At 66.2% G+C, this 15,588-nt stretch carries 12 protein-coding genes and 1 pseudogene; 11 read left to right on the top strand and 2 right to left on the bottom strand.

From position 1 onward, the window contains the following. The first annotated feature begins 486 nt into the window (after nt 1-486). The 7 genes from K8W59_RS19515 to K8W59_RS19485 are packed head-to-tail and all read left to right on the top strand — an operon-like array spanning nt 487 to nt 9,031. A complete protein-coding gene (locus K8W59_RS19515; RefSeq protein ID WP_317846290.1) occupies nt 487-1,233 on the top strand; it encodes a TnsA-like heteromeric transposase endonuclease subunit in 747 nt (248 codons plus the stop codon). Nucleotides 1,234-1,267: 34 nt separating this feature from the next. After that, on the top strand, nt 1,268-3,418 hold the full coding sequence (locus K8W59_RS19510; RefSeq protein WP_223396641.1) for a helix-turn-helix domain-containing protein: 2,151 nt from the start codon (nt 1,268-1,270) through the stop codon (nt 3,416-3,418). Continuing rightward, nucleotides 3,418-4,518 (top strand): TniB family NTP-binding protein, encoded by a 1,101-nt coding sequence (locus K8W59_RS19505; protein ID WP_223396640.1) that lies wholly within the window; start codon nt 3,418-3,420, stop codon nt 4,516-4,518. Before K8W59_RS19510 ends, K8W59_RS19505 begins: the two co-directional genes overlap by 1 nt. Nucleotides 4,519-4,568: 50 nt before the next feature. Further along, nucleotides 4,569-5,954: a hypothetical protein gene (locus K8W59_RS19500; protein WP_223396639.1), complete on the top strand. Its 1,386-nt coding sequence runs from the start codon at nt 4,569-4,571 to the stop codon at nt 5,952-5,954. Beyond that, nucleotides 5,944-7,620, top strand: coding sequence for a TniQ family protein (locus K8W59_RS19495; RefSeq protein WP_223396638.1), 1,677 nt, complete (start codon nt 5,944-5,946; stop codon nt 7,618-7,620). Before K8W59_RS19500 ends, K8W59_RS19495 begins: the two co-directional genes overlap by 11 nt. After that, complete coding sequence (locus K8W59_RS19490) at nt 7,617-7,856, top strand: hypothetical protein (protein ID WP_223396637.1); 240 nt, start codon at nt 7,617-7,619, stop codon at nt 7,854-7,856. Before K8W59_RS19495 ends, K8W59_RS19490 begins: the two co-directional genes overlap by 4 nt. Further along, entirely contained in the window at nt 7,856-9,031 is a 1,176-nt protein-coding gene (locus tag K8W59_RS19485) for a hypothetical protein (RefSeq protein ID WP_223396636.1), read from the top strand. The genes K8W59_RS19490 and K8W59_RS19485 overlap by 1 nt, the downstream gene beginning before the upstream one ends. Before the next feature lie 43 nt (nt 9,032-9,074). Here K8W59_RS19485 and K8W59_RS19480 read toward each other — a convergent pair whose 3' ends face one another. Beyond that, a complete protein-coding gene (locus K8W59_RS19480; RefSeq protein ID WP_223396635.1) occupies nt 9,075-9,386 on the bottom strand; it encodes a hypothetical protein in 312 nt (103 codons plus the stop codon). 175 nt (nt 9,387-9,561) lie between these two features. Between K8W59_RS19480 and K8W59_RS19475 the strand changes: the two genes are divergently transcribed. From K8W59_RS19475 to K8W59_RS19460, 4 genes and pseudogenes are all read left to right on the top strand, one after another. Then, the gene (locus tag K8W59_RS19475; RefSeq protein WP_223396634.1) at nt 9,562-12,744 is read left to right on the top strand and encodes a DEAD/DEAH box helicase; all 3,183 of its coding nucleotides are present in this window, start codon (nt 9,562-9,564) and stop codon (nt 12,742-12,744) included. 161 nt (nt 12,745-12,905) lie between these two features. Then, the gene (locus K8W59_RS19470; protein WP_223396633.1) at nt 12,906-13,430 is read left to right on the top strand and encodes a hypothetical protein; all 525 of its coding nucleotides are present in this window, start codon (nt 12,906-12,908) and stop codon (nt 13,428-13,430) included. Between the two features lie 21 nt (nt 13,431-13,451). Then, entirely contained in the window at nt 13,452-13,757 is a 306-nt protein-coding gene (locus K8W59_RS19465) for a hypothetical protein (RefSeq protein WP_223396632.1), read from the top strand. A 46-nt stretch (nt 13,758-13,803) separates the two neighbouring features. Continuing rightward, a pseudogene (locus K8W59_RS19460) lies at nt 13,804-14,707 on the top strand (IS5 family transposase). Nucleotides 14,708-14,718: 11 nt separating this feature from the next. On the opposite strand, the gene K8W59_RS19455 reads toward K8W59_RS19460, so the two are convergent. Further along, nucleotides 14,719-15,426, bottom strand: coding sequence for a DUF488 family protein, N3 subclade (locus K8W59_RS19455; protein ID WP_223399967.1), 708 nt, complete (start codon nt 15,424-15,426; stop codon nt 14,719-14,721). Nucleotides 15,427-15,588 lie beyond the last annotated feature (162 nt).

Genomic DNA, 15,588 nt, shown 5'->3' with positions numbered 1-15,588 from the left:
ACTCGGCGAGCAGAACGTCTGCGGACGGCCAGGCCGGTTGGACCAGGCCACCCGATTTACGCAGTCAGGGTTATCGCACGTCCGCGACGCCGCGGAGGACGACGCACGCACATTTCCTGGTGCCGTCACCGGGCCGCCCCTCCTTCTGATGCTCTGCCTTCTTTGCTTGGGGTCCGCGTGCGCTCTACGCCGCGGCCCTTGGCAACACCGCTTATTGTGCACCTCGAGCGCACAATAACCAAGAACGGCGCTGACCGCCGTTCATGAAGGGCGCTAAGTGTCCGTCATAGAAAGGCGGGCTCGATGCTCAGCGCGTTACGGAAATTGTGCACCTTCTCCTTGCCGGTGGGGACCGTGCCGCCTAGGCTCACCGGAAGTTGGTCAGGAGGCCGCGCGCCGAGCTGGAAAAAGTCGAGGCGCCCCCGGTGCAACGGGGACGCCTCTTGGTCGACACCTACGGAACTCTAGAAAGCGAGGGGACGACCTGTGCCCAAGTCTAGGGGCGAAGCCTGCCTCGAGTTAGGCCCGGACCCGTCCACGGTGACGTGGACCTTCCAGAGCGAAGGTCGCCGGACCAAATGGGGTTGGGCAGAGGGCCCTCCGGAGATCAAGACCCTTGAGCCAGTCCGCAGGCCACAGTCAGGCAGTAGGTCGAAGCACGTGCCGGTGCGCGCCTTCAGCACGACCGTCGGTGACCACATAGAGCTTGAGTCCGGCCTTGAGCACGATCTCGTTCGCGTCCTGGACCGCGACCCCGGGGTCGTCTGGATCGTTGCTCAGCCGGTGAAGCTCTCCTGGAGGCATTCTGGCCGCCGAGCCGAGAAGCATCACACTCCCGACCTCTTGTCGGTCGACGAGACCGACCGAGTCACTGTCTGGGACGTTAAGCGACCCGATGCGACCGAGTCGGAAGAGTTCGTACTCCACCGGGTTGTCTCAGAGGCGGCATGTCGTGATCGTGGTTGGCGCTACGAGGTGTTCACCGGGCTCTCGCGGATTCATCGTCACAACCTGATGTGGCTGCATGCCTATCGCCGCCGACCGCACTGGGCCGCCGCCTATGAGGACGGGATCGTCGCCGACGTGGTGCGCGGCGCCTCGTTGGGCGAGCTCGTGCGCGACAGCGATCCGCAACGAGTGTCGGCGACGTGGCACTTGATCTGGAGTGGCCGACTCGTCGTCGACCTGACATCCGGTTTGAAGGCGAACACGGAGGTCACCGCTCGTGGGTGACTCGAGGACCAGCCTGGAAGTCGGCGCCCGGTTGTTGAGCGACGAGGACGGCTACCTGGTGGTGGTCGAACTCGGTCGCCACGCCGTCACGGTCGAGAACAGCACTGGCGTCCGACGCGAGATCCCGTATGGCGAGGTCACCGGCTGCCGAATCGTCGATGGTCGAGTCGAAGCAGCCCTGGAAGCACTTGAGCCGTGGTGGTGGGGGCTTCCCGAGGGGGTCAGACAGATCGCGCTCTTTCGCCTTGAAGTCGTGCTGGAGGTGCTGACGGGATACCGCTGGGGCCATCCACGCCTCGCCCAACCGGGTGAGCCGTACCTGCCATTCGGCGACACCGAAACCAGCATCTTCCAACGCTGCGAGCGCATGGCACGCCAGCTCGCCTACGAACAGCAGCGCGACCGAGTGATGATCCGTCGAATCCAAGATGGTGAACTCACGTCGGACGGCGTCTCCGTCAGCACCGTCCGGGGCTGGGTTCGGGCGTGGCAGAAGCACGGTCTCCGGGGGTTGGTCGACAAGCGCTCCACCCGCGGGAGCCAGGGGTTCGACGCGCTCGATGAGCGTGTTCGCAGGATCGCCGACGACCTGTTCGCGCGGTTCAACGGGGACGAATCCAAGGTCAACCTGGAGACCATCAAGGCAGAGATTCTGCTTCGGATGAAGGAAGACGGCATCGCCGATGTCCAGGTTCCGGAGCGACTGTTCCAGGAGTACCTCTCGGAGCGCCACCGCGCGCTCGGCGGCACGACCCGCGCGCACCGGTCGCGGCATCTACGACGCGCCGCGTCGGCGCACACCAGCTTCGCCGCGATGTATCCGGGTCACCTCGCAGTCGATGTGACTCGTGCTGACGTTCGTGTCTGGGACGAGATCCACGAGTGTCCCCGCAACGTCGAGATCATCACGGTGATCAGCGTCGCTACACGAGTGATCGTGGCTCTCCGGGTCGTCCCGCAGTCGGCCAATGGGCTCGAAGCCGGCCTCGTGCTCTACGACGCCATGCGACCGATGTCGATGCTCGTTGACGGGACGACGGTCGAGGACTGGCGCTGGTGCGGCGTTCCGGAATTGCTCGACCTCACCGGCGTGACCATCCACCGCTCGCCGAAGAGGATGATCCCGCCGGGTCAAAGTCTGCAGAGCATCCAGGGCGTCCACCACAAGCCTGGCGTGAATCCCATCTCGTTGCGTGCGGACAACGGGTCGGTCTTCGTCTCGGAGCCGCTTCGGGCTCTGCTTCGAGACCTCGGGGTCGACCTGATGCTGTCCCGCGGGTCCAAGCCCACCGACAACCCTCATATTGAGCGAGTCCATGAGACCTTCCAACGGGCCTACCAAGCCCTCCCGGGCTTCAAGGGCCGCAACGTGTCCGAACGTGGGCGCAGGGTCGACGAGCCAGGCGAGGCTCTCCTGACGGCCGCTGAGTTGGAACGTCACCTCCGACGGTTCGTTGCACTGGACTACCACCGCAGTTGGCACCAGGGACTCGTTCTGCCCGGTGCGGAGAAGGTGCGGCTCTCACCGCTGGAGATGTGGGACGCGATGATGCAAGCCACAGGCCGCATCGATGTGCCGCAGCATCCGGACCTGATCTACCAATTCCTTCCGAAGGCCTGGCTCGCGATCGGCCATGCAGGGGTCGAATACAAGAACCTCTCCTACGACGGCGAGATCCTCGAGGAGTTCCGGGACCTCCGGCGCGGCGCATTCAAGGCAGGTTCGCGCCAGGTGCCCTTCCACTACGACCCACGAGACATGACGCGGATCTGGCTTCGTCACCCCGACTCCGACCGGATCCACGAGATCGGACTGAAGGCCGCCCACCTACGTGATCTGCCCCTGAGCGACTTCATGGTCGACCGGGCAATCGTCAACGTCAGGGCCCGGGGCGGAAACAGAGCGTTGAAGGCGGATTCGGCTCGTCGGCAGATCATCGACGAGCTCGGTCGGTTGACGACTGCGAAGGAGACCGCCGAGTTGCGGGCACAGTCGTATGCGGCACGAGTCCGGCGGGAGCAGGCCCAACGTGACCACGCCGAAGCCGCCGAGGCTGCGGCACTGTTGGACGGCTCGGATGGCGTCGTCACGCCGATTCGACGTCGCGAGCAACCAGCCAACGATTCGCCCCTGTACGACGTGGATGAGGTGTGGCCCGACTACGACGAGCTGGATGGTGGATGATGCGGGCGCGCAACTGGCATCTGCAGGTCACTGCGTCTCCGCCGGCTCTGCCGGAGCCGTTGTCGCAGCGGGAGCTCAAGCGACTCAGCGACGCCGCGCGCCGCGAGTACGCGACTCAGGTCCGCCACGGTTTGCGTGCCCGGACGCTGACGTCACCGATCCACGACCGGGTCGCGCAGCAGATGACCCGCGCGTTGGAGTCGGCGCTGCTCGAGCCGTGCGGGGCGCGGACGATCTTGTCGCTCTCGGCGCCGTACACGGCTGGCAAGTCGACGATGGTCAAGCGGTGGGCGCAGGAGTTCCATCGCACGTGGTTGGCCGAGTGGCCGGTCGAGGATGACACGGACGCCGCCGCGGGCGAGCTGCCGCGGTGGTCGCCGAAGCCCGGCCACTTGGCCGATGTCATCCCGGTCAACTACACGACTCTCCTCGCGGACTCGCGAGCGACCGACCTCTACGCGCAGCTGTTCGCGTTCACCAAGCCCGACGAAGACGTCGATCCCGGCGGCAAGGTCCGCGTGATCGTCGAACGCGCCATCCAAGCGCTGGCGATACACGGAACGCGGATGGTGATCATCGACGACGCCCACATGCTGCGCACTACGTCGAAGACCGGACGGGCGACGCTGGACGCAATCAAGCATCTGAACACCGAACTGGGCGAACTTGGCGGAGTCCTGGTGCTGGTCGGAGCCAATCTCACCGGCGGCGACGTCCTGGAGGACGAACAGATCCGTGGACGCCTGGCACAGCACTCTTTCGACGCTTACGAGATCGACACCGATGCCGGCCGACGCCACTGGCAACGGTTCCTCAAGACCTGCGAGGCGACCCTGCTGCCCTACCTGTCTGGCAACGGGGAAGGGGACTTCGCGACCAAGAACTCCACCTACATCTGGGTCAGGACGCAGGGATTCGTCAGCGACGCCGCGCGGCTCCTGATCGAGGCCACGGCGGGAGCGCTCACTGAGGGGCGTGCGAGGGTGAACCGCAGCGGACTCGGGCAGATCTCGCTGAGCCAGCGCGCCCAGGACGGCGAACGCGACCTAATGCGACGGCACCGAGCTCGCGCCACAACCTCCGGGAAGGTCGCGGGATGAGGCGGCCATCGGTCAGCGTCGTGCCTTGGCCCGATGAGTCCATCCCGTCGATGATCTGGCGCCTCCAGGCAGTGACGGGCTTCGCGATCCAACCCAGGACAGGTCTGAAGAGCTTCAAGAGCCTCTACGACCGGCCCGAGGCCGACGTCGCAGAGCGGCTGGCTGATGTCCTGGGGGTCGATCCTGTGTCGGTATCCGGCCACTGCCTGGCAGGACACCTCGGTCCGGCGTACTCCACGCTCGCGTGGCGCGACTTCCGCGTGGCTCGCCGCTGGGGGTGCCCGGCGTGCGGGTTCCAGACCATCTGGAGTCGCCTGGCCCTGGTGACGGCCTGCACCGAGTGCGGTCGCCTGCTCAGCGATGACGACTGCGCACGTGACTTGGCGCCCGCGCCCGCACGCGAGCTGCAGGCTTACTACCTCGAAGCGCTCACCGCAGGCCGTCTTCGCGACGACGAGCGGATCCAACGGTTCTGGCGGCTGCTGAGCTTCCACCTCTGCACGGGCTGGTGGTGGTCACCCGCGCGGGGACCGATACCTACCTCGATGCCGGTCGGGACTGGACTGGGCAAACCTAGGGACTTGGCGTGGCGTGACCCGGATTGGATCGCCCTGTTCTCTCAGGCGGCGTGGCCGGCCACCGAGACGGTGAAGACGTTTCGGGAGCACGTGAAAGCGACCGCGACCAGCACCCTCCTCAGTGACGTCGAGGGAGTCTCTGCCGGCCTCGGGGACGTCGAAGCGGAGCGGGACCGGCTACAGCGCGACATCCGCCGATGGGGACTGCAGGAGCGTCACGTGCCTGACCATCTGCTCGGCCCGGGCTTCTCACCGATCGGTGGCTGTCATCTGGAAGCGATCGGGTACGCCGTCTCTCGGGCGATGCGACGAGAGGTCGTGCTCGCCCACAGTGGGCACCGGCTCACCAAGGAGGAGCTGATCGCCGGGCGCGGACCATTGCGACAGACCCGCGAGATCGCCGCCATCAACCAGTTGCTCGCCCACGACGTTGCCGGGCTGAGGATCCTCCACCGCCTGGCTGGCCAACTTGCCACCACAGATCTCGACAGGCGCATCGACTATCAACAGCGACGCGAGACTCTTACGACGGTCCGCACAGTACCCGCGATGGTGCTGCGGCGACTCAGCAAGCCGGTGCGGGATCGCAAGGTCGCCAGCCGTGTGCGCGCCAACCCGCTGGCCCGTGACGCGGCGGCATGGCTGTGGATCGAGCTCGCCGGTGGTGTCTTGCACCACTCGCCGCATCACGCGGCTGCGCGGGCACGCCTGGCCGCCTTCGAGCACAGTCTCACCCCCGAGGACCGACTCGTACTCCTCGAGTACGGGTATGAACAGCTCGGTGCAGTGACCGACGACGTGGCTCGCCACCACCAGCCCACTGAGACGACGCGCGAGGGGCAACGTGATGTCGGCTGAGCTCGCGCGGCTACCGGTCACGGTGGTCCGGGCGTCGGGGGAGGCGATCGACGGCTACCTCGAACGCCTCGCGGCTGCCAACGGCATGGACCATCCGATTCTCGTTCGGCGCATCAGCGCCGGTGGAGCCAGGACCACGTTCCTGACCACGGCTCCCGATCCACAGCTGAGCGCCAACGTCGCGGCCCTGACGGCGATGGACGCCGCGGTGCTGGACGGCGGTGCGCTCGCCGCGATGCCGGGCGTCGACGTGTCCGGTCTCGATCCGGCCGAGCGAGCGACATGGCGCACGGTGGCATCCCGTGGCTGGCCACCCGAACACGGCACCGCGCTCTGCCCGGTGTGTCTGGTCGAGGACGGAGTTTGGCGGATCGTCTGGCGGCATCCGTGGGTGTCCGCCTGCGTACGACATGGCTCGTGGCTGGCCGGGACCTGCCCCAACTGTCGGCAACGGTTCCGGACGCATCGGACGCCGCTGCGGCCGGTGGACGCAGCCTGGGGCACATGCGGCAACCCCGCCGGTGTCCGAGGCCGGAACTGCTCTCAGCCGCTCACCGAGATCCGCACCGACACCGCGCCCCCAGCGGTTCTGGAGGCGCAGGGGCAGATCGATACCGCTATCGCCGGTGGCCCAATCACTGTGGTCGGCCAGCAGGCTGAACCGACGGAGTACCTGGCCGAGTTGAAGGCGCTGACGGTGTTGCTGCTGCACCTCGCTACCCAGGACGGTGCGGACGAGGTGGCGACCTGGGCGTCCGACGCGCGGGCGGATCGGGGCCGGAGCGCCGCCGGTGGGGGAGTCCGATGGGGCCTGGCCCCACCGGCCGACCTGAGACTGCGCGGCGAGGCCCTCGCTGCGGCGGACGCGATCCTTCGCCAACCCGATGCCGAGACCGCGGCCGATGCCCTACACCCGTGGACAGAGCTGACACCCGCGTGCAACGAGGGTCAGCTCGGGTGGCTGGCCGACCACACCGCGATGACGCCGACCCTGACCGGACTGGTGATGGCCGCGACCGCGTCCCGGCGCCGCGTCGCGACGCTCCTCGACCACGCCCCACCACACCAGCCAGTGGACCTGCCGGCGGCGGCGATCCCGCAGGTCCTCCCGGCCACCCTGTACGACCGGCACCTGGATGGGATGCTCGCCGTCCGCCCCAAGACGAGCCGCCTGTTCACCTCGCTCTGCCTCTCCCGCCGCCACACGGCCGCGGGGTCGTGGGCAGAGGCCGCGACCACGCTCGGCCTGCCCTCCGGGATAGGCGTCAACACCGCACGCGCCTGCAGCGCCGACCTCCTCGTTCGGGCCGACAGGTTCGTGAAAGTCCTCGACGACCTCACTGGGCAGCTCGATGCAGGCGTGGACTACCGATCCCGCGAGGCCGTCGTACGCAGCCTCGCATCGACGGCGAGGTGGTACCGGCGGTGGGCGCGCATCTACCGCCCGGGCAGTCGCGCAACCAGCTCGGGCTATGCCGTGACGTGGCTGTGGACCGAGTACGCGCACGGGCACATCGACACCAGTCCCGGCTGGCAACAACCGCCCGACCACACCGACCGCGCACGATTCCGTCGCTACGCGAAGCGGCTCTCCGCGGACGCAACCAACGCGCTCCTCGAGATCGCGGTGGCCACCGCGTCGCAACCCAGGAGGAGGATTGCGTGAAACACAATGACGAGGCGTGGGGACTGTGGGACGCCGATGAACTCGTCAGCGTGCACCTCACGGACCAGGCCGCTCGAGATGCGCGTGAACAGCACCTCGAGCGCTATCGATCGTTCTTGGCCGACCGGGACATCATCTCGGCGGTCGTCGAGATCCGTCGGACGCGGCTGGTAGACCAGCCACCGCCGCTCGTCAGCCCCGGACGTCATCTACAAGAACCGAATGGAGGCGCGTGATGGTGACGATCCAGGTGCCGATCTACGTCGACCGTGCTGCCACCATTCGCGCGGGTCTCGACCCCAGTACCGAGAGCATCGCAGTCGACCTGGACGCGATCACCCAAGAGGAGCGGGACCTCCTCGCCGATCACATGGGCGCGCCCATCGCGGTCACCACTCCGACCGTCGAGGACCTCTTCGAGACACTCCGAGCCACAGCCGCCGCCGTCGACGCTCTCCTCGCCGAACTCCTTGAAGCACACCGAGACGTGCTGAGAGAGCGTCGCGTCAAGACCTGGCAAGAACCGATCATGTCTTTTGGGGAAGAGACCTATGAAGTCACCGAACCCGACTGGCCACGCATCCGCCGAACTGCCGTCCCCGGAGGACCCGACCCATTGGACGTGATGGCCAAGCACCGCGACAAAGTCCGCGAGATCACCCACGGAGCGCAGGCGGCCGCCTGGCGCCGTGAGCTCGATGCGATCAACCAGGAGTCCCGCGATCGGGCACTTCGGGAATGGCACGAAGCAGAAGAGGCGCGGACCCGGGCACGCGATGAGGGGATCGCCCGCCTGAAGGAATGGGCCATGACGAATGGCTCCGAGCGGGTCCGGCTGCTCATCGAAGAGAACATGGCCACCTGGTACGGCGTCGCCGAAGACGAATTCTTCGCCGCCCACACCCCCGCGGGGTTCAGGCCGTTCGTCGACAACCCGTACGCACCGCCGCTGCCGGCGCCGGACGCGGCCGATATCCATGCCCTCCGCGAAGCCCGCTTCCTCGCAGCCACCGACGATTGTGTCGGCGACCCCGCCCTCGTGTGGCTGCGGCGCCCCGCGGGACCAGAGCACGACCCGGGCGGATCCGCCGTACAACTCACCATCACCGCACCACACGGCTCAACACGCGTCGTGTGGCGATGGGTCTCGACGAGCCACTCGCTGACAACGCACCAGCCGGCGCCCGGCGAGTCCGAGGCGGACTGGCTGGACCTCGCACCCACCGTTGCCGAAGCGGTCGAGGAGTTCCGCCGACTGCTCGACGCCTTCGACGACGTACGCCCGGACGAGATGACCACCATGTTCTACATGCACGCCTTCAACGAGCTCACCGCATCCGGCCGTCAGCTTCTTGAGACCCTCGACACGGACACACCGCCCGCACCCGACGAGCGAGGGACAGACGCGTGACAGCGCCCCTACCTGCGCAGCGTCTCGGGCTCTCAGTTGCTGATCAAGCTGGTGGCGAAACGCCCTCACGAACCTTGGCCACGATCCGGGCCACCTGCGGATCGTCGACAGCGACGGGCTCGGCGGCGTCGCCATCCAGTGCCGCCCAGAGCAGGTCCCGCCACCCGGCCATCACGTGCCGGCGCCGGAGCACCCGGGCGCGTGTGGTCTGTCCGCTGCCGTCGATCTCGGCGACGAGGTAGTCGGCGTAGTCGCCGCCGGCACTCACGGAGACCTGCCCGATCGCGATGCGTCCGATCGACTCCGATCCGGCCGACTTGCCGCTCGGCCACACCGCAGCGTCGATGACCAGCATGACCGCATGCTCCCACGACGAGCGTGCCTCGTGCGCTAGCCAGTTGGAGGAGAACCCATGATGCCGCGCTCACGACCCCTGGTCTCGGGGCACCGAGCCTGCGCCGAAACGTCTCGCGCGAATCGCCCACGACTGGTCTTAGATTCGTGCATCCTCGGTCGAGGAGGTGGTACCGATGGTGATCGAGACGGAAGATGTCTGGGCCGAGGACCTGGTCTTCGGGCGCAACCGCGTACGCCAGCTCTTGGTGCCGGCGTCCAGAGCCGTCGCCGTCACCGGGGATGAAGGCAGCCTGCAAGTCTCGACCAACTTCGGGTCGTGGCGCGCGTCGCGCGCCGGTCAGACGGTCGAAACATCTGAGCTGACTGCTGACTTGTCGGCGCTCGATGGTCACGATGGGGTGCTGACATGGATCGGCGAGCGTCGCCCGATCCCACCGGCCGTGGTGCTCGATTCCTTCCGTGGCGCCATGGGATTCACACGCCACGATGAGCCGCATAGCCTCAGGCGTCCCCAGATCGCTGCCTTGCACTCGATCGTCGGGTACCAGACATCAGGTGTGGCTGAGCCCGGGATCGTCGTCATGCCGACTGGTACCGGCAAGACCGAGACGTTTATCGCGTGGACGCTGGTCGAACGCCCTACGAAGGTGTTGGTCATCGTGCCCTCGTCGGCCCTGCGAGACCAGATCGCATCGAAGTTCGAGACCCTCGGGATTCTTCACGCGCTGGGCATCGCGGCGCCGAGCGCTCTGCGCCCGTGCGTCGGACGGGTGGAGCATCGCTTCGATGACGAGGAGCAGGCCAGGGAGTTCGTCGCGGCTGCCAACGTCGTGATCGCGACGCCGAGCGCAATCCAAGCCAACAGCCCCTTGGTGCGAGAAGCCCTGTACGGCGCGTTCACGCATCTGATCGTCGACGAGGCTCACCACGCGCCGGCCAGTACATGGACCGAGATCATCAGAGCGTTCGGCGAGCGCTCGGTACTGCTATTCACGGCTACGCCATACCGCCGGGATGGGCGAACGATCCCTGGCCGCATCATTTTCCGCTTTCCTCTCCGCGAAGCGCAGAGGGACGGCTACTTCAGCACCATCGACTTCACTGCAGTCCTCGATCTCGATGACGACGACGAGGCGCTCGCAACCACAGCGCTCGCACGCCTGCGGGCCGACCAGCAAGCCGGGCTTGACCACATTCTGCTGGCACGGACCAACCAAAAGAGCAGGGCCGAGGAACTGCACGCCTTGTACAGCCGGCTCGGGTCGGACCTCCAACCGACCGTGCTGCACGACAGTCTGTCAAAGACGAAGCGACGGAATGCTCTCGAAGCCATTCGCACTCGGAGTAGCCGTGTCATCGTCTGCGTCGACATGCTGGGCGAGGGCTTCGACCTCCCGAACCTCAAGGTCGGCGCCTTCCACGACTCGCACAAGTCGCTGAGCCCGATGATCCAACTGGTCGGTCGCTTAGCGCGCACGTCTTCCCCCACGCCGGTCGGCCGCGCCAGCGTGTTCGTCCGCCAAGATCCATCCTCAGCGCTCTCCCCTCTCCGGTTCCTACTGCGGGAGGATGCAGACTGGAACACGCTTCTGAGTGACATCACCGAACGCGCGACCACTCGCGCCGAGGAGATAAGCGAGTTCGAAGCCTCCTTCGAAGGCGACCCGGCTGATGTGCCCGTTGGGCTACTCGAGCCCAAGATGAGCGCGATCGCCTTCGTCACCACAGCAACGGACTGGAATCCCTTCGCCGCTCGGCTCGTCTATGGCGACGCTGTCCTTGACGACACGATCAGTGCAAGCACCACTGCCGAAGTGGCGTGGTTCATCCTCGAGACGATCGACGACCTGCGCTGGGGCCACGTGCCCTCCCTCCATCCAGCCTCATACACCCTCGTGGTCATGTACTTCGACGCAAGCAGCGGAGTCCTCTACATCCATGGTTCTGACACGAAACGGAACTATGAACCGTTGGCTCGCGCAGTGCTCGGAAGCGAGCCCGACCAAGTGCAAGGCTTGAACACCTTCCGCGTCTTCGCCGCCCTTGACCGCATCGTGCCCACCAACGTCGGGCTGCTCGATGCTCGCGACCGAGACAAGCGCTTCTCCATGCACGTCGGCAGTGATGTCGAGACGGCACTGACCGAGGCCGAGCGGAACCACAAGACCAACACCCACATCGCAGCCAAGGCGTTCGAAGACGGCGATCGTATGACCATCGCCGCGTCGCTGTCTGGAAGGTTCTGGTCGATGAGAAGCGCCGCCAACCTGGCGCAGTGGCGCGAATGGTGCGACCAACAAGGCCGCAAACTCCTCGACACGACCGTGGACCTGCGCACGCTCTTCCGTGACATGATCATCCCCGTCGACTTGAAGGTTCGACCGCCTCACCCGCTGCTGGCCATGGAATGGCCCTGGCGCCTCTATCTCGGCACCGGCACCTCGCTGCGCGTCAAGCACGACAGCGCCTCCCTCATGCTCACCGATGCCGAGTTGCGCGTCGACGACCATTCGGAGACAGGACCGTTCAAGTTCTCCGTCGTGACCCCAACCTGGGAAGTCGCCTACGAAGCTGACTTCGGGCCCGCGGGTCTGCACTACCGACCGACCACCCAAGACGACGCCGAGATCCACGACCACCGTGACGCCACGACCCCGCTATCGGCATGGCTCAACGCGAACAAACCCACTCTGTTCCTGAGCGGCGACAGGATGATCACCGACGGAGACCGCCTCCTCGAACCCAGGACAGAACTGCCGCCCTACGACCGCAACCTTCTCTCGGCGATCACCTGGGACGGCGTCGACATCCGCGTCGAGTCCCAAGGCACCGAACGCCGCGCGGACTCCATCCAAGCCTTCATGGTGCGACACCTGACCGACAGCCAGACCTTTGACGTGCTCATCGACGACGACCGCGCTGGCGAGGCCGCTGACCTCGTCGGTCTACGAGTCGATGGCAACGAGCTGCACATCACGCTCGTCCACTGCAAGTACTCCACAAGCTCCACACCAGGCGGTCGCCTCGCGGACCTGTACGAGGTCTGCGGACAGGCCATGCGAGGCGCCCGATGGCGAGACCACGCCGGCAGCCCCCTATTGGGCCACCTCGATCGCCGGGCCGCTGCGTACGCACGCCGCACCGGCGGCAGCGCATTCGAGACCGGAGACCGTGAGACCCTCTTCCGTATCCGCGAAAGGGCGCCCCAACTGTTCCCGAAGATGACCACGATCATCGCGCAACCGGGCCTCAGCGTGGCGGCATCGACCGATGAGCAACTGCGACTGATCGCAGGCGCAGCCTCCTACGTCCAGAGCGTGACCAAGGGAAGGTTCGAGGTCTACTGCTCGAACTGAGCGGAGCCGATCACCATTGGGATCCCGTCCGACGGTCAGCAGTCAGACGACCTCATCGCCAGCAGGGGGTCATGCCCGTGTCCACCGCGGAAGGAACACTGCGGCGAAACTGTCGGACGTACCGATTACCTTCGAGCTCCCAGCATTTGAGCGAGGCGGCCATGACGATGGAGACCTTGTTCGGCGACACCGTCGAGCACCCAGCGGAGAAGCCGGTCGAGCCGGCACGACAGCGCGTCCTGATCACCGTCAAGGCAGCGCCGAACCCATCGGTCACCTACGGCGAAACCGTCTGCGTTGCTGGCATCCAGCTCGGTGACTTCGGCCCGACGGGTTGGATCCGGCTGTACCCGATCAACTTCCGGCACCTCCCGTCCGCGACGGAGCAGTTCAAGAAGTACGACATCGTCACCGTCGACTGCCAGCCCGCCGGCGAGGCACGGCTCGAGTCATGGAAGCCGAACATGTCCACTCTCCATGTCGAGACCCATCTGCCGCCCTGGCGGAAGCGTCGAAAGCTGTTAGATCCGATCATCGACGACTCGATGTGCCGCATCCGGGCTAACGCAGCCGCCGATCCTCGAGCCCGATCGCTGGCACTCGTGCGGCCGAGGGAGATCCTCGGCTTCCGGTTGGAGCCGCATCCCGGCTGGAGTAAGGACGAGCTGGCGAAGATCGACGCCTAAGTCAATCAACTCGAGCTCGATGTGTTCGATGAACCCCACGACAAGACGCCGCTGGAAGCTCCGCGCTTCAGGGGCTACTACAAGTGGCGGTGCGGCGATCCCAAGGGCGGTACGCACGAGCAGTCGATCATCGACTGGGAGTTCGTAGCCCTTCAGCGGAAGTTGTGGGACCGCTCCGATGCTGAAGCCCAGGCAGAGATCCGAAAGCGCTTCCTCGAGGAGATCTGCGCCCCCAACAACGACGTGGCGTTCTACGTCGGAAACCAGGCCAAGCGCCCACAGACGTTCAGCATCCTCGGCGCCTACTACCCGAAGAAGGGCTCCTAGGGCGTGTCTCCCAAAGAACGCGGGGTCGAGCCGGGATTGTTGACGCATGTCGCGTTCTGCGGTGCTGACTGACGCTCAGTGGGCTCGGATCGAGCCGTTGATGCCCTCCTCGGACGGCCAGCGGGGTCGGCCGTTTCGCGATCACCGACAGGTGATCGAGGGCATCGTCTACCGGTTCCGGACCGGGGTGGCGTGGCGGGACCTGCCCGAGTCCTTCGGCCCGTGGCAGACGATCTGGAAGCGCCACAAGCGGTTCAGCACCGACGGAACGTGGGACAAGGTACATGCCCGGCTGGTCGCCGAAGCCGACGCCGCCGGGCAGGTCGAGTGGGACGTGTCGGTGGACTCCACGATCAACCGGGCGCACCAGCACGCCACCACGTTGAGCCGCATCGAGGTGCCAGCCGGGCGCCGCACGGGGGGCTGAGTCGAACTACAAGGACCTGCGTGCCGAGCCCCCTGACCACGCGCTCGGTCGCTCCCGCGGCGGGATGTCGACCAAGATCCACCAACTCGTCGATGGGCAGGGCCGCCCGCTGGTCATCGCGCTCACGCCCGGCCAGGCCGGCGACTCCCCGATGCTCAAGCCACTCCTGTCGCACCTGGCCGTCAAGCGCCTCGGTCCGGGGCGGCCGCGCACTCGCCCGGACGCCGTGCTCGGCGACAAGGCCTACTCATCCCGCGCGATCCGCGCCGAGCTGCGATCCCGCCGAGTCAGGGCGGTCATCCCGCAGCCTTCGGACCAGATCGCCCACCGCAAACGGCGCGGATCGGCCGGCGGTCGTCCGCCCTCATTCGACGCCGTGACCTACAGGGGGCGCAACGTCATCGAGCGGTCCTTCAACGACCACAAGCAATGGCGCGGCCTGGCCACCCGCTACGACAAGCTCGCGGTGGTCTATCGAGGAGGCGTCGTCCTACGCGCCATCACCATCTGGCTTCGCGAATAGGGAGACACGCCCTAGCCCGGGAGCGCGACTACGGGCACGTCCTTCCCGCTGACCACCTCATCGATGACGACCTTGCGGTGGCACTTCTCCACGTCGGATTCGAAGCAGAGCACTGCGACGATCTGATCACGTACAAGAGCGGAGAGCTCCTCGATCGATGACTCCGCCTCCGGTTCTTGGAGGGCTTCACGGAATACGCGTCGGCCTTCCTCGACGCGTCCGTCCCAGAACGGGCTCCGGTTCTCCTTCGCGTTCCCCAGGCTGCGCATGTGTCGGTACTCGATACCGGCAGCTGCCAGTGCATCCCGCAGGCGCGTCTTCGAGAAGCCGGCCTTGCGGCTGATCGCGTTGAGACGAACGTCGGCGACCGTCTTGACCCCTGCTCGGACCAGTTCGTCAACGAAGGTCTCGATGGTGCGACCCTCGTAGCCGACCGAGACGATTCCGTTGGTCATGGCGATGGCCTCCCGAGGTAGTTGGTTGTGTTCGGCGTCGTGCACCAGTTCGTCGATCGACACGGACAACGCCCGGCAGAGCGCGGCGACTTTGAGTACGCCTGGGTCCTGAGTCTGTCCCTGCTCGACCTTCATCAAGGTGTTGGTCGATAGCCCTGCTCTGGAGGCGAGCGTCGAACGAGTGATGCCGGCTGCGCGTCGGCGTTCGATCAGGACTCGGCCAAGTTGGGTGGGCCCGACGGCGTCCTTCGTCGGCCGGCCCACACGCACACCCCAGACAATAGCAGTAAATATTTACTAGTTATTGAAATGTCGGCGGTGGACTGGCGTGATGGATGTGACCGCAGGCGCCGACGTCGCCGACAGCCCGGTTCTCGGCTGAAACCGCCGCGCGCAGATGCCGATTTCGCAACGACCTCCGCTGGA

Origin of the sequence: Nocardioides rotundus (genome assembly GCF_019931675.1) — a bacterium.
GTDB classification, from domain to species: Bacteria; Actinomycetota; Actinomycetes; order Propionibacteriales; family Nocardioidaceae; genus Nocardioides; species Nocardioides rotundus.
This window is presented reverse-complemented; position numbering and strand designations above follow the sequence as displayed.

What these genes read in the sequence shown, in the direction of transcription:
- K8W59_RS19505 (WP_223396640.1), top strand. Translation starts at nt 3,418, where the DNA reads ATGCGGGCGCGCAACTGGCATCTGCAGGTCACTGCGTCTCCGCCGGCT.
- K8W59_RS19500 (WP_223396639.1), top strand. Translation starts at nt 4,569, where the DNA reads ATGATCTGGCGCCTCCAGGCAGTGACGGGCTTCGCGATCCAACCCAGG.
- K8W59_RS19495 (WP_223396638.1), top strand. Translation starts at nt 5,944, where the DNA reads ATGTCGGCTGAGCTCGCGCGGCTACCGGTCACGGTGGTCCGGGCGTCG.
- K8W59_RS19485 (WP_223396636.1), top strand. Translation starts at nt 7,856, where the DNA reads ATGGTGACGATCCAGGTGCCGATCTACGTCGACCGTGCTGCCACCATT.
- K8W59_RS19480 (WP_223396635.1), bottom strand. Translation starts at nt 9,386, where the DNA reads ATGCTGGTCATCGACGCTGCGGTGTGGCCGAGCGGCAAGTCGGCCGGA.
- K8W59_RS19475 (WP_223396634.1), top strand. Translation starts at nt 9,562, where the DNA reads ATGGTGATCGAGACGGAAGATGTCTGGGCCGAGGACCTGGTCTTCGGG.
- K8W59_RS19470 (WP_223396633.1), top strand. Translation starts at nt 12,906, where the DNA reads ATGACGATGGAGACCTTGTTCGGCGACACCGTCGAGCACCCAGCGGAG.